This window comes from Psychromonas aquimarina ATCC BAA-1526, assembly GCF_000428725.1.
GTDB classification, from domain to species: Bacteria; Pseudomonadota; Gammaproteobacteria; order Enterobacterales; family Psychromonadaceae; genus Psychromonas; species Psychromonas aquimarina.
In genome coordinates, this window is sequence record NZ_AUAM01000060.1 from 1 (window position 1) to 14792 (window position 14792).

Consider the following 14792-nt stretch of genomic DNA (forward strand, 5'->3'; position numbering starts at 1 on the left):
AATCGTAGAAAAAAGAAAGTGCTGCCAGGGCTCTTGATGTTAGCTAAGTTTTCTTAAAGATGAGCTGCAGATAAATAAATCGTAGAAAAAGGAAAGGGCAGCCGAAGCTGCCCTAAGTTTAGTCACTCTATCTAATCCGTGATAGTTGATGCTCCCTGCTGTACATCCGTTTGACTATGCCTGTCCAAGGCGTCCACTTCCCAGTCCTTTGGGTACATCCTTATTACATCCGTATGAGATAAACATCCTGCTTATCAATCATCTCCCTTTCCTTAGGAGGTGTCCTTCTTTTGTCATCCTGACTTAATAATATCAATCCTAGATATTACTAACCTTCAATCCTAGAAGGGGATCCTTAACCGCATCCTGCAGCTTGTTCCGTTTATCGTCCTGATATATAAAACAGTCCTGTTTTATAAGCTCCCATCCGAGGAGTGTCCTTTTGTCATCCTGACCTGATAAATAATCCTTATTTACCATTAACAACATCCTGTTGCTGTCCTGCATCTTCCGTTGATTGTTTCACATCCTGTAAAACATTCTCCTTCCTTGCGGTATAAATAATACGTCGGAACGGTCTTAAATATTGTATGCAAAAACATTTTTTTTCCGCGAAATGTAAAGCACAAAACAAACAACCCAGTAAATTCAACACCTTACAGAAAACCACTGATCAAATAAGTCAGAATTCGGCACTTAACAGGCAGGATCTCTGCGCAGGGCAATGGTCAATCTCTCACAAGACATATTTTATAAAATGAATTATTTGTCCAGTAAATGCCGTAAAATCAATCTATCTGCCTGTTTTTTAACAGGCAAACAAAAAATAACGGCTTGTATTATTGAGGTTTCTATAAAAGAATTACTGCTGTAATGTCTTACAGCATAGAGCTTAAAATGGTGAGATTAACGGCTGTAAAAAGGAAAGGGCAGCCGAAGCTGCCCTTATTTTAGTCACTCTACCTAGTCCGTGATAGTTGATGCTCCCTGCAGTACATCCGTTTGACTATGCCAATCCTAGGCATCCACTTACCGATCCTTCGGCCGCATCCTTTTTATGTCCCTATTAGATAAACATCCTGCTTATCAGTCATCTCCCTTTCCTTAGGAGGTATCCCTGTTTTGTCATCCTGACCTAATAATATCAATCCTGGATATTATTAATCTTCCATCCTGGAAGTGATCCTTAACCGCATCCTGCAGTGTATTCCTTTATCATCCTGATATATAAAACAATCCCGTTTTATAAACTTCTGTCCTAGAAGTGTCCCTGTTTTGCCGTCCTGACTTAACAATATCTGTCCTGGATATTATTAACCTTCCATCCTGGAAGTGATCCTTAACCGCATCCTGCAGTTTGTTCCTTTATCATCCTGATATATAAAACAATCCCGCTTTATATGCTCCTAATCTAGGAGTGTCCTTTTGTCATCCAAACCTGATAAATAATCCATATTTATCATTAACAACATCCTGTTGTTCTCTCTGTATCTTCCGTTGACTGTTTTACATCCTGTAAAACATTCTCCTTCCTTGTGATATAAATAATACGTCGCAATGCCGCTAAATATGCCCCTTAAAACACAATCTTTTTCAAGAAGTGTCAAGACAAATACAAATAACACTACAAATTCAATTGGTTACAGTGCAAGCATGAATTAATTCCCCCTTAATTCAGCATATCAACAGCAGGATATCTGCCAAGAGCAATGGTCAATCTCCTACGCACTTAATTTTATGGTGAAATATCCATCTAACTCGTACGAATTGAATTGTTTTCATATAGAAAATAAAACCAAAACAGTTAACGTGAATAGATAAAGCGTTCAGAGAAACAACGGCCGGATCAGCTTAAAAATTTAGTTCTGCGAAAAGCTGCTGAAAACCTTTTATATGTATGATTATTTTTATCACTGCACTTTAATAATTTATAAAATCAGTTAAAACTTCCCGATTACCATAGAGTTAAGACTCCATTTTCAAGCCGTCTAATTGTTAATTTTTTGTAACAATCTGTTCATCTTCTGTCTAAGCTACTTTGCTAAACTTGCCTCATCACTTAAACAACTGGACATAAATATGAAATTTATTAAACGCATTGCTTTCTCTAGCGCACTGCTGCTAACTTCTTTCGCGGCGGCCGCTAGCCTTAAAACGTGCTAATTTCTCAATTGAACAAGCCGTTGAAAAAAACACAGACAGCTTCCCAGGTAAAATAACCGAACTAAAACTGGATGATTATAATCATCAAGCCGTTTTTGAAATAGAAGTTATCAATGAAAAAGAGGGGATAGAGCACAAGCTAAAGTTTAGTACTGCAGATGGTAAGTTATTAAAAGATGAAAGAACTCGTTTAACTGCAGCCGCTTTTAATAAGCTGGATGATAAAGACCAGGCCATGCTTAATCAGTTAGATACATCTAAGTTTGACCTTCAGGCAAGTATCAATAAAATTCAAAAAAATTACGGCTCCAGCGTTGTTGAATTAGAACTGGAAAACAAAAAAGGCATAACTTTCTACGAAATTGAGCTGTTAAATGATAACGAGCTTATTATTGACGTGGTGACCGGTGAGATAATCCCTATCAAAAGAAACTATCACGGTTAACTCTCTATCCTTTGAGTGATAACCGTTAAATTAGGGCCGCTTCGGCAGCCCTTTTTATTTAATTCTTACCTGCCATGCACTGACAGCAGGTTAACATTCAAGGGGCTTATAAAGCTTAGAAGCTGTAACGAAGACCTACTAACAGCTCATCTTCCCCGCCGTCTAAATTATCAAATTTATAAGAAGCGTAAGTACGGATTGTGCTGTTAAAGCGGTACTGTGCTTCTAAAGCGGCAAAGTCCTGTGTATCTGTTTTAGTCCCGGCTTTATCCTGCTCAGCCATACCGTAAATAGCTAACATACGGAACTCTTTAGTAAATTTATACTGAGCAGCCAGCTCTAGTGAAGTAAAGTCATCGCTCTCCGCTATTTCACCAGCGGCGTAAGTTGCACCAAGGTAAAGCTTGTTTAATGTATATGCAGCCCCCGCAGTTACCTGCTTTTTTTCACCTTCGTCAGTATAAGCAAGACCTAAATCTACACCAAAATCCAGAGAGTACAATGCAGACAGAGCCGCTGAATCGCCATCTTTCTTATCACTGGCAATGTAGTTTGCCTGCAGTGATAAAGCATCGTTTAAGAAGCTGCCCGCATATAAGAAGTTATTACTCTGTTTGTCTGATGAAGCGTCAATGTGCTGCTGCTGACCAGAATGCTCAGAGGCAATATCAGTCATGTCTGAAATCTGCACGTTTGCTGTATTCTGACGGCCGTAAGAAAAGTCACCAGCAGCAGTTGAAAGACCAGCATACAAGTAGCGATTATCAACTTCTGTTGAGCCGTCCTGCCTGTCTATCTCATATTCCACAAAACCAAAACCAGTTAAGTTGTCTGATATTTTAGTTTCACCGGCAAAGTGGATACGCGCACGGCTTTTATCTTCCATTGTGCCTTCAACCGAATCACTGAACAGCCCGCGAACCTCTGCACGCCCCCCTACAGATAACTTAGTACCGTCTTTTTCGTAAACATCTGCCGCGTTTGCCGCACCTGAAACAAAGCTTGCTAATACTGCTGCTGCTAATAAAGTTTTTTTCATAATTCTTCCGTGTTCGTTTAGTTAAAGGTTTAGTTTTATCAGCTCTACGGCTGCTCACGAAATGAAGCTTAACTTTGCGCTGTGACATATTTGTGACAAACGGTGACTGTCATCGAAAGTTCATATTGCTTCATTTCAAAGAAACGAATCTTAATGATAATCACTATCAATATCAATAGGAATACAAAAAAAACCGCAAAATTAGCGGCTTTTTTATTCAATGGAAAGGGTTTAAAACAGTAAAACTGTTCTTCTGCATGCTGCAAATACCCGCAAACAAGCTGCTCCGGGAATTAAGGTTTAATTATTTACCAATACAGAAACTTGAGAAAATTCGCCCAAGCAGATCATCGGAAGTGAACTCTCCGGTAATTTCACTAAGGTACTGCTGCGTTAAGCGCAGCTCTTCAGCTAACAGCTCACCTGCCTGGAACTCTTCGAGTTGAATTTTTCCTTCCAGCAGATGCCTCTGAGCGTTATCGATCGCTTCTAAATGACGACGGCGCGCCATAAATCCGCCTTCACTATTACTCTGGTAACCCATAATATCTTTTAAATGTTCTTTAAGAGCATCAACACCTAAGCCGGTTTTAGCTGAAATACGGTATACAGGATGGTCATGATCTTCAGTTACAGCTAATGATTCTCCAGTTAAATCAGCCTTATTACGGACAACCGTTAAGCCGATATTTTCAGGAAGTTTATCAATAAAATCAGGCCATATTTCATGGGGATCCTGTGCATCTGTAGTGGTTGCATCAAGCATAAATAAAACCCGGTCTGCGTTATTGATCTCTGCCCAGGCGCGCTCAATACCGATTTTTTCAACTTCATCGGCACCTTCACGTAAACCTGCAGTATCAATAATATGCAGCGGCATGCCGTCAATATGGATATGCTCACGCATTACATCACGGGTAGTCCCGGCAATATCTGTAACAATGGCACTCTCTTTACCAACAAGGTTATTTAACAGGCTCGATTTACCGGCATTCGGGCGCCCGGCAATCACAACTTTCATACCTTCTCGTAAAATAGCACCTTGTTTTGCCTGTTTTTGTACCGCGTTTAAATTATCAATAATCTGGTATAAATCACTGGCAATTTTACCGTCACTTAAAAAATCGACCTCTTCTTCAGGAAAATCAATGGATGCTTCTACATAGATACGCAGATGAATCAAGCTTTCAACAAGATGATATATTTTCTCAGAGAACTCGCCCTGCAGAGAGTGTAAAGCGCTTTTAGCAGCCTGCTCGGATGTTGCTTCAATAAGATCGGAAATCGCTTCAGCCTGCGCTAAATCGAGCTTGTCATTCATAAAAGCGCGTTCAGAAAACTCACCGGGATTAGCACTGCGGATGTTTTTAATGGTTAAGATAGCTTTAATCAGCATATCCATGACCACCGGGCCGCCATGCCCCTGAAGCTCTAATACATCTTCTCCGGTAAATGAATTCGGCGCCTTAAACAGCAGAGCAATACCTTGATCTAATACATCCTGGTTTTGATCACTAAAAGGCAGATATTCGGCATAACGTACTCTCGGTACTTTACCGAGAATGATTTTTGCCACAGCTTCAGCATCCGGCCCTGAAACACGGACAATACCTACACCACCACGACCAGGCGCGGTCGCTTGAGCAACAATTGTATCGGTAGCTTTGATCATGGTTTATTCCTAAAAAAATTAACAAATAAAAAAAGGCGGCTTTAATAAGCCGCCTTTTATTTTAACTCTGCGTTATCGACAAAGCTATTTCTTATCGCTTAGACCTTGTTTTTCAAAGCTGCGATAGATTAGTGTCTGTTGAACCAGAGTAACAACGTTACTCATCAGCCAGTAAAGTACTAGGCCAGCCGGGAACCACAAGAAGAAGAAAGTAAAGATCACAGGCATGAACTTCATAATTTTCTGCTGCATCGGATCCTGTACTGTATTTGGAGACATCTTCTGAATAAAGAACATGCTCACACCCATCAGGATAGGCATGATGTAGTACGGGTCTTGTACTGACAGATCCTGAATCCATAACATAAACGGTGCATGACGCAGTTCAACTGACTCCATTAATGACCAGTACAGGGCAATGAAAATAGGCATCTGCAGCAGGATAGGGAAACAGCCGCCAAGCGGGTTAACTTTCTCTTTTTTATACAGTTCCATCATAGCTTTAGAGACTTTCTGACGGTCTTCACCGTAACGGTCACGCAGTGCCTGAATCTTAGGCTGTAATAAACGCATCTTCGCCATTGACGTGTACTGTGCTTTGGTCAGCGGGTAAAGTGCACCTTTTACAGTAAATGTAATAAGGATAATCGCAACACCCCAGTTACCAACAATTCCCTGGAAGAAAATCAGCAGCTTGAACATCGGCTGAGCAATAAACCATAACCAGCCGTAATCAACGGTTAAATCAAGATGATTAGCTGTTTCAGCCATCTTGTCTTGTAATTTAGGACCAACCCACAGCTTAGTGCTGATTTCTGAAGTACTGTTTGCATCAATGGTTTTCAGCGGCGCTTTAAAACCAATGGCGGCATCTTTATTTTGAATGATATTACTGTACAGGTGATTCTGCTCTGTAGGAGATGGAATCCATGCTGATACAAAGTAATGCTGCAGCATAGCAACCCAGCCGCCTTCAGTCGTTTTGTTTAATGCACCGTCCTTCATCTCATCAAAAGAGTATTTACTGTAACGCGTATCGCTCGTTGAGAAAGCACCACCACGATATACCGGCATCATCATATTCGTTGATGTTTCTTTTAAAGACTCTTTTAACTGCGCATATAACTGCACGTTTAACGGCTCTGCTGTGTTATTTTCAATGTTATAAGAAACATTAACAACGTATTCACCGCGTTTCAGAGTAAAGGTTTTAGTAAATACATTACCTTTATCATCAACAAAACGAAGGGCTGTTGACACTTCAGTCTGACCGTCAGCAAGTACTGACTCTGTCTTATCTACACTGTAAAAAGGGCGGCCTTTTTTATTTGCATCCGGACCTTGTCCAATCAGACCGCTTTGCGCGATATAAGTGAAGCCGTTACCGCTGTCTAATAAGCGGAAAGGAGTTTCAGAATCAAATTCGATATCATGCTCTAATAAATCAGCAGAGATAACATCACCACCAAGTAACGAGATTGCTAAACGTAACTGGTCATTTTCTAAAATAACTGACTTGCCGGCCGGCTGTTCAGCGGGTACTTCATTCACAGCAGCTGTTTGTGAAGACGCAGGAACATCGGCGCTAAAATTAGTACTTGACGGTACTGATGAGTTAACTTGTTCAGTCGCGACTGCTTGTGTCTGCGGATCCTGTTGAGGATTTTTTTCCACGACCCATGCCTGATAAAGCAAAAAGCTGACAAACAGCAGTGCGAGTAAAAGTAAATTGCGTTGTGATTCCATAACGTTTTTTAATCTCTTTTATTTAGGTTTATTTTTATTAGCGCAACAAGCAGGTACAGGATCGTAACCACCTTCACTTAAAGGCTGACATTTTATAAGACGGGCGCCCGCTAGCCAACATCCTTTTATAATACCATGTATTTTTATCGCTTCGATCGCATAATGAGAGCAAGTTGGCGTAAAACGACAACGAGGACCTATCATTGGGCTAATGAATATCTGATAAACCCGAATTATTTTAATAACTACCCATTGCAGCGCTGCACTAATTTTCGCCATAATTTATCTAATATCTTATTAATTTCTTGATTTGATAAATCAGCAATACCCGCCTTAGCAATGACCACAATATCAATTGCCGGAAGTTGGTGTTGTTGATGACGGAATTGCTCTCTTACGATACGACGAATACGATTACGCCCGACAGCATGCTTAATATGCTTTTTAGGAATAGCCATTCCTATGCGCGGGTGATCTAGGGTATTTTTACGTGCGAGAAGAGTCAGATGTGGAGAAACTGCTGGAACAGCATTTTTAAAAACGGGTTGAAAATCTTCGGGAGTTAACAGACGTAACTCCCGAGAAAACGAATAATTCACCACGTCTGGTAAATTATGCGCTTAAGCTTGCGCGGCCTTTAGCACGACGACGAGCTAGTACTGCACGACCATTTTTGGTCGCCATACGAGTTCGGAAACCGTGTGAACGCTTACGCTTAGTGTTGCTAGGTTGAAAAGTACGTTTCATGCTCTTTTCCACTTATTGTTAAGTACTGTACAGTAGCTAATATTTTTAGCTTATTATTGGTAAATCACTCATAGAGTAAATCACAAATAATAAAGAAAAAGAGTTAGCCGATTAAAAAGAGAGCGAATTCTATGTATTGATCGACCAAAAGTCAATCAGAGATGCTTCTTTCAAGCACATTAAATAATTTCCTCAAAAAGAATTAACTTCATAAGGATAATTAAAACTGTGATCCAGACTCGAAAGTTTGGGTGAGGGGATTATATAGAAGCGTAATTAATAAGCAAGGATCTTACTATGATCTTTGTTTATTTTGCCTTAATAAAGAGCAGTCAGCAGGCGATCTTCAAACATAAAATAGATCCCCGCCGCCTGTTAACCTCTGCTTATTATTAAAGATCCTGTCAGACCCGCATCTAATTCAAGTAAACACAAGGATCTTTTTTACATATTTATTCACAGATCTTCTAGCGAAATGCGGATCTTATCGGTAGAATTATCCGCCCGAAATTAATAACTGGAGTTAGTGATGTCCCTCGCAATTTGGCAAGAGTGCTTAGCACAATTAAAAGATGAACTGTCAACGGGAGACTTCAGCACCTGGTTACGTCCTTTACAAGCGGAATTCAACAACTCCACGCTTTCTCTTTACTCGCCGAATAAATATACCAGCGAGTGGGTACGTAACAAATATATGGATCTTATTGAAAGTAAAATCCAGCAGATTGCAGCTCTGGAAAATGTGCAGCAGCCGATCCAGATCCGTTTATTAGTCGGCACCGCTAACTCAACAGAAACAAAACCGCTAAAAGCAGCAGCTCCTGCAGCAAATTCTTCTCAGCCATGGGAAGGAGAAGTGCAGACAAACAGTGTTGCTCATAAAAGTAATTTAATTAAAAAGTACACCTTTGAAAATTTTGTTGAAGGTAAATCAAATAACTTTGCAATCGCAACAACCCAGCAGATAGCAGAAAACCCAGGTGATGTTTATAACCCGTTATTTTTATATGCACATCCGGGTTTAGGTAAAACACATTTATTACATGCCGTAGGCAATGCGATTGTTGCAGAAAACCCGGACAGTAAAGTGGTTTACATTCGTTCTGAACGTTTTGTTCAGGATATGATTAATGCTATCCGTAATAATACTATCGAACAGTTCAAAGAATATTACGCATCACTTGATGCACTGCTGATTGATGATATTCATTTCTTTGCCGGTAAAGACCGCTCTCAAGAAGTTCTTTTCCAGACATTTAACTCGATGTTAGATGCGCATCAGCAGGTGATTTTAACCAGTGACCGCTTTCCGAAAGAGATTGAAGGTATTGATGAGCGTCTGCGTACACGTTTCGGCTGGGGATTATCTATTCCGATTGATCCGCCGGAGCTGGAAACACGTGTTGCGATTCTAATTACTAAAGCAGAAGAACGCGGCTTGAAACTGCCGGACGATGTTGCCTTCTTTATTGCCAAACGTCTGACTATTACCGATGTACGTGTTTTAGAAGGGGCAATTGCCAATATCTCGGCTAAAGCCCAGTTTACCGGTCAGGATATCACTATCTCACTGGTACAGGATGCGCTGCGTGATATGCTGGCGGTTCATACCAAACAAACAACCATTGATAACATTCAAAAAGTGGTTGCTGAACATTACCGTATTAAAACATCGGATATGTCGTCAAAACGCCGCACCCGCACCGTAGCCCGTCCTCGCCAGATTGCCATGGCATTAGCTAAAGAGCTGACTCAGCACAGTCTGCCGGAAATCGGTGAAGCATTCGGCGGACGCGATCACACCACAGTTTTACATGCCTGCCGCAAAGTCAGTGAATTACGTCGTGAAAATAACGATATCCAGGAAGATTATAAAATTCTAATTCGCACACTGTCGATGTAAGGTAAGTCAGATTATGCAGTTTTCAATATCCAGAGAAGCATTTCTTCGCCCGTTACAGCTTGTAGTCGGTTCAGTCGCCGGCGGACGCCCGGCACTGCCTATTATGGGTAATATATTAATTGAAGTTAAAGACAACTTATTAAGTCTGACTGGAACAGATCTTGAAGTAGAGCTGATTGCACAGGTTACACTTGAACAACCGTCGCAGGATGGTGTGATTACCGTTCCGGCACGTAAGCTGTTAGATATCTGCCGCGGCCTAGCGGATCCCTGTGAAATTACCTTTCAGGTAAAAGATGAGCGGGTGACTGTCCGTTCCGGACGCAGCCGTTACCTGCTGTCTTCATTACCAGCGGCTGATTTTCCAAATATTGAATCATGGCAGAGCATTATTGAACTGACAGTTGCACAGGTCGAATTCAAAAAACTGATCGAATTTACCCAGTTTGCCATGGCTAGTCAGGATGTCCGTTATTATCTAAACGGCATGTACTTTGAAGCATCAGAACAGACACTACGCAGCGTAGCAACCGACGGCCACCGTCTTGCTTCCTGTGCGATTGCTTTAAACCAGAGTATTGAACAGCAGTCAGTTATTGTGCCGAGAAAGGGCGTAATTGAACTGGTTAAGTTACTCGATAATGACCAGGCTGATGTTACTATTCAGATCGGTCAGAACAATCTGCGCGCTATTATTAACGGTTTTGTCTTTACCACCAAACTGGTAGACGGAAGATTTCCAGACTACCGCCGGGTTATCCCTCGTAACGGTGATAAAGAACTGATTTCCGGCCGTGAAACACTGAAACAGGCCTTTTCCCGTGCAGCTATTCTATCTAATGAAAAATTCCGAGGCGTACGTTTAACCCTCTCTGAAAACCTGCTCCAGATCACCGCTAATAATCCGGAACGAGAAGAAGCAGAAGAGTATATTGATGTTGATTACCAGTCTGCAGATCTGGAAATTGGTTTTAATGTCAGTTACGTTCTGGATGTTCTTAATACACTTAAAAGTGAGCAGGTAAAAATAACATTCAGCAGCTCAGATCACAGTGCATTAATTGAGTCTATTGATAGCGATGACTCACTTTATGTTTTAATGCCGATGCGTTTATAACAAAACTGAAGCCCTTAAAGCCGCCGATGAAAATTTAAGGAGTTTCAGTTTATGTCTTTAGCTAAATTAGCTATCCATCAGTTCCGTAATATAAACAGCGCAGAGCTGAACTTTAACCGCAAAATAAACTTGATAGTCGGCGCCAACGGCAGCGGAAAAACCTCACTGCTGGAAGCTATTCATTTTCTGGGATTAGGGCGATCATTCCGCACTCATCTGACTAATCGTGTTATTGCCCACGACCACAAAGAATTCATCCTTTACAGCGAATTTAATAATGAGGGTATGTCTGTTCCTGTCGGGCTGCAGAAATCGAAAACGGGTGACACATTACTCAAAATCAACGGCAGCCATGCTAAAAAGCTAGCCGCATTAACACAATATTTACCCCTGCAGCTGATCACCCCGGAAAGTTACGCACTGCTCTCAGGAAGCCCTAAAAACCGCCGGGCTTTTCTTGACTGGGGGGTTTTTTATCATGAACCTCTGTTTTACAACAACTGGGCCCGCATAAAGCGGCTGTTAAAGCAGCGTAATGCAGCTTTAAAGCAATGTAAAACTTACAATGAGCTCCAAGTATGGGATAATGAACTTTGTCTTTTAAGTGATGAAATCAGCAGACAGCGTCAGGCATATTTTGATTTACTAATACCATTAATAAATCAGACCATTGCAGATTTTCTACCTGATTTCTCAATTACCAGTCAGTTCTTTTGCGGCTGGGATAAAAACAATAAATCACTGCAGGATTATTTAACAGCTAACTTTAACCGCGATAAACAGCTTGGTTATACAACAGCCGGCCCTCAAAAAGCAGATATACGCTTTAAAATCAACGGCCTGCCAGTTAATGATGTATTATCAAGAGGGCAGTTAAAACTGCTTGTTTATGCATTACGGTTAGCACAAGGGTTATTTTTAAACTCTTTTAACAATAAACAGTGTGTTTTTTTAATTGATGACTTTAGTTCTGAATTAGATCAGAACAGACAACAGATATTAGCAAAACATATTTCAAACTCCGATGCTCAAGTGTTTATCAGTGTCATTGAAAAAAATGATATAGAGACATTATTTGGGCAGGAACGCACTGTGTTTCACGTGGAACACGGCAAGATTACAGTAGAATAGGTGAAAGTTTTATGGCTGAGAATAGTTATGATTCGTCAAGTATTAAAGTACTAAAAGGGTTAGATGCTGTACGTAAGCGCCCTGGTATGTATATCGGTGATACCGATGATGGTACAGGTCTGCACCACATGGTGTTCGAGATCCTTGATAACTCAATTGATGAAGCATTAGCAGGTCACTGTAGTGACATTATAGCAACCATCCATACCGATGGTTCTGTTTCAGTACGCGATGACGGCCGTGGTATTCCTGTTGATATCCATGAAGAAGAGGGGGTGTCAGCAGCAGAAGTTATAATGACCGTATTACATGCCGGCGGTAAATTCGATGATAACTCTTATAAAGTATCCGGCGGACTTCACGGTGTTGGTGTTTCGGTTGTAAACGCACTATCCAGCAAATTACGTTTAACCATTAAACGTCACGGTAAAATTCATCAGCAGAGTTATATTCACGGTGAACCGGAAGCACCTTTAGCTGTTATTGGTGAATCAGAGCAGACTGGTACAGAAATTCGTTTCTGGCCGAGTAAAGAAACCTTTACAGATACGCTGTTTCATTACGATATTTTAGCTAAACGTTTGCGTGAACTTTCTTTCTTAAACTCAGGTGTATCAATCAAGCTTGTCGACAAACGAGAAGAAGATAAATCTGATCACTTTTGTTATGAAGGCGGTATTCAGTCATTTGTTGAATTTTTAAATCAGAATAAAAACCCTGTACATCAGAAAGTATTCCATTTCTCTGTAGACAATGATGACGGCACCAGCGTCGAAGTTGCTATGCAGTGGAATGACGGTTTCCAGGAAAACATCTTCTGTTTCACTAATAATATTCCTCAGCGCGATGGTGGCTCTCACCTGACCGGGTTCCGCGGCGGTTTAACGCGAACTCTGAATGCCTACATGGAAGCCGAATTAGCAAAAGTTAAAAACAACAAAAATAAAACAGCAACTGAAGGCGGTGATTCACGCGAGGGACTAACAGCGGTTATCTCCGTAAAAATACCTGATCCTAAGTTCTCATCACAAACCAAAGACCGCTTAGTTTCATCTGAAGTTCGTCCGATTGTTGAAAGTGCAATGGGTGAAAACTTACAGGACTTTCTGTTAGAGAACCCGTCTGAAGCGAAAATTATCACCTCTAAAATTATTGATGCAGCCCGTGCTCGTGAAGCGGCGCGTAAAGCACGTGATATGACCCGCCGTAAAGGTGCATTAGATTTAGCCGGACTGCCGGGTAAATTAGCGGACTGTCAGGAAAAAGATCCGGCACTTTCTGAACTGTATATTGTGGAAGGGGACTCTGCTGGCGGTAGTGCTAAGCAGGGTCGTTCACGTAAAAATCAGGCCATCTTACCGCTTAAAGGTAAAATTCTGAATGTTGAAAAAGCACGTTTTGATAAAATGCTCTCTTCACAGGAAGTCGCGACCTTAATTACCGCTTTAGGCTGCGGTATCGGCCGTGATGAATATAACCCGGAAAAAACGCGTTACCACCGTATCATCATCATGACCGATGCCGATGTCGATGGTTCACATATCCGTACTCTGTTATTAACCTTCTTCTTCCGGCAAATGCCGGAGCTGATCGAAAATGGTTTTGTATATATTGCACAGCCGCCTCTATATAAAGTTAAAAAAGGCAAGCAGGAAAACTACATCAAAGATGAAGCGGATCTGCAGACCTATTTAACCACTTTAGCGATGGAGAATTCCTCTCTGCATGTCAATGCAGAAGCGCCTGGAATTTCTGGACTTGCACTTGAAGGTTTAATTCAGCGTTACCGCGGCGTTCAGGAAACTATCACTCGTCTAGCACGCCGTTATCCTTCGGTTATTTTAGATAAACTTATCTACCAGCCGGAATTAAGCTTAGAAGATCTAGCCAAGCAGACTGTTGTTGCAGAATGGGCAAAAGAAGTGACGGCTGCATTAAATCTTGAAGATTTAGAGGGCACAATTTACGACTCAGAAGTTGTTCAGTCTGAAGATGAGCTAAGTAATAATATTATCTTTACCGTACGTAAACACGGTGTTGATGCTCACTTTACTCTTGATGAAGAGTTTTTCGGTTCAGAAGGTTATAAATCATTAGTATCTGTGGGTACGGAGATTCAAAGTCTGTTAGAAGACGGTGCATACATCAAACGCGGTGAACGTAGAAAAGACGTAGACAGCTTTGTTGATGCGGTTAACTGGCTGATGAATGAATCAAAACGCGGCCTTTACCTGCAGCGTTATAAAGGACTGGGTGAGATGAACCCGGGTCAGTTATGGGAAACAACAATGGATCCTAATGCCCGCCATATGCTTCAGGTTACTATTGAAGATGCCGTTGGTGCAGATCAGCTGTTTACTACTTTAATGGGTGACCATGTAGAACCACGCAGAGATTTCATTGAAAAGAATGCACTGCGTGTTGGTAATATCGACCTTTAATCCGATTTAAAAACAGCACAGAAAAAGCCAGCTAATTATGCTTAATGCCGATCGTTTAAGAAAACTTGAACGATCTTGCAGATAGATCATAATCCTCAATCTTATTTAAGGTTGGGGATTTTTTTTGTTTAATCAAGAAATGGAATTAGTTTATGAATCATTTGAAAACAAAGATTCATATGACAACGTATTGACCGCTATTGATGCTAAATGGATCGAAGAAGCATTATTTAGCACTCAAAAAGCCAGCATTCGACGACGTCGCTTACCCGCAGAGCAAGCTATGTGGCTCATTATTATGATGGGCTTGATGCGTAATCGTTCTATTAAAGAAGTTTGTGGTTCTTTGGATATTGCCCTGCAAACCAATCCAGATGAAATGTATTCC

12 protein-coding genes and 1 pseudogene are annotated in these 14792 nt (G+C 41.1%); 7 read left to right on the top strand and 6 right to left on the bottom strand.

Annotated elements, in window-relative coordinates:
* Positions 1-2215 precede the first annotated feature (2215 nt).
* Positions 2216-2284, top strand: a pseudogene (locus tag G337_RS29240) (PepSY domain-containing protein); the annotation flags it as partial.
* Positions 2285-2398: 114 nt separating this feature from the next.
* The gene (locus G337_RS29245; RefSeq protein ID WP_245597674.1) at positions 2399-2608 is read left to right on the top strand and encodes a PepSY domain-containing protein; all 210 of its coding nucleotides are present in this window, start codon (positions 2399-2401) and stop codon (positions 2606-2608) included.
* Between the two features lie 115 nt (positions 2609-2723).
* Here G337_RS29245 and G337_RS0117195 read toward each other — a convergent pair whose 3' ends face one another.
* The 6 genes from G337_RS0117195 to rpmH form a co-directional block, all read right to left on the bottom strand.
* Positions 2724-3647: a porin gene (locus G337_RS0117195; RefSeq protein WP_028864998.1), complete on the bottom strand. Its 924-nt coding sequence runs from the start codon at positions 3645-3647 to the stop codon at positions 2724-2726.
* 304 nt (positions 3648-3951) lie between these two features.
* Positions 3952-5319 carry a tRNA uridine-5-carboxymethylaminomethyl(34) synthesis GTPase MnmE gene (gene mnmE, locus G337_RS0117200; protein WP_028864999.1) on the bottom strand — a complete coding sequence of 456 codons (1368 nt, stop codon included), beginning with the start codon at positions 5317-5319 and terminating at the stop codon, positions 3952-3954.
* An 84-nt stretch (positions 5320-5403) separates the two neighbouring features.
* Entirely contained in the window at positions 5404-7065 is a 1662-nt protein-coding gene (gene yidC, locus G337_RS0117205; RefSeq protein ID WP_028865000.1) for a membrane protein insertase YidC, read from the bottom strand.
* Between the two features lie 18 nt (positions 7066-7083).
* Positions 7084-7344, bottom strand: a complete 261-nt coding sequence (gene yidD, locus G337_RS28275) for a membrane protein insertion efficiency factor YidD (RefSeq protein WP_084605453.1) — start codon at positions 7342-7344, stop codon at positions 7084-7086.
* Entirely contained in the window at positions 7311-7667 is a 357-nt protein-coding gene (gene rnpA, locus G337_RS0117210; RefSeq protein ID WP_026339355.1) for a ribonuclease P protein component, read from the bottom strand. Before rnpA ends, yidD begins: the two co-directional genes overlap by 34 nt.
* 10 nt (positions 7668-7677) lie before the next feature.
* The gene (rpmH, locus tag G337_RS28280; protein WP_084605455.1) at positions 7678-7812 is read right to left on the bottom strand and encodes a 50S ribosomal protein L34; all 135 of its coding nucleotides are present in this window, start codon (positions 7810-7812) and stop codon (positions 7678-7680) included.
* Between the two features lie 529 nt (positions 7813-8341).
* Here rpmH and dnaA point away from each other — a divergent pair.
* From dnaA to G337_RS26520, 5 genes are all read left to right on the top strand, one after another.
* A complete protein-coding gene (gene dnaA / locus G337_RS0117220; RefSeq protein WP_028865001.1) occupies positions 8342-9715 on the top strand; it encodes a chromosomal replication initiator protein DnaA in 1374 nt (457 codons plus the stop codon).
* Positions 9716-9728: 13 nt separating this feature from the next.
* Complete coding sequence (gene dnaN / locus G337_RS0117225) at positions 9729-10832, top strand: DNA polymerase III subunit beta (protein ID WP_028865002.1); 1104 nt, start codon at positions 9729-9731, stop codon at positions 10830-10832.
* A gap of 51 nt (positions 10833-10883) precedes the next feature.
* Positions 10884-11963 carry a DNA replication/repair protein RecF gene (gene recF / locus G337_RS0117230; RefSeq protein WP_028865003.1) on the top strand — a complete coding sequence of 360 codons (1080 nt, stop codon included), beginning with the start codon at positions 10884-10886 and terminating at the stop codon, positions 11961-11963.
* Positions 11964-11974: 11 nt separating this feature from the next.
* A complete protein-coding gene (gene gyrB, locus G337_RS0117235) occupies positions 11975-14404 on the top strand; it encodes a DNA topoisomerase (ATP-hydrolyzing) subunit B (protein ID WP_028865004.1) in 2430 nt (809 codons plus the stop codon).
* Between the two features lie 124 nt (positions 14405-14528).
* The coding region (locus tag G337_RS26520) for a transposase domain-containing protein (protein ID WP_211235820.1) at positions 14529-14792 on the top strand (264 nt) is incomplete at its 3' end.

Coding starts and splice junctions, on each gene's coding strand:
- G337_RS29245 (WP_245597674.1), top strand. CDS start 2,399: ATGCTTAATCAGTTAGATACATCTAAGTTTGACCTTCAGGCAAGTATC.
- G337_RS0117195 (WP_028864998.1), bottom strand. CDS start 3,647: ATGAAAAAAACTTTATTAGCAGCAGCAGTATTAGCAAGCTTTGTTTCA.
- mnmE (WP_028864999.1), bottom strand. CDS start 5,319: ATGATCAAAGCTACCGATACAATTGTTGCTCAAGCGACCGCGCCTGGT.
- yidC (WP_028865000.1), bottom strand. CDS start 7,065: ATGGAATCACAACGCAATTTACTTTTACTCGCACTGCTGTTTGTCAGC.
- yidD (WP_084605453.1), bottom strand. CDS start 7,344: ATGGCGAAAATTAGTGCAGCGCTGCAATGGGTAGTTATTAAAATAATT.
- rpmH (WP_084605455.1), bottom strand. CDS start 7,812: ATGAAACGTACTTTTCAACCTAGCAACACTAAGCGTAAGCGTTCACAC.
- dnaA (WP_028865001.1), top strand. CDS start 8,342: ATGTCCCTCGCAATTTGGCAAGAGTGCTTAGCACAATTAAAAGATGAA.
- dnaN (WP_028865002.1), top strand. CDS start 9,729: ATGCAGTTTTCAATATCCAGAGAAGCATTTCTTCGCCCGTTACAGCTT.
- recF (WP_028865003.1), top strand. CDS start 10,884: ATGTCTTTAGCTAAATTAGCTATCCATCAGTTCCGTAATATAAACAGC.
- gyrB (WP_028865004.1), top strand. CDS start 11,975: ATGGCTGAGAATAGTTATGATTCGTCAAGTATTAAAGTACTAAAAGGG.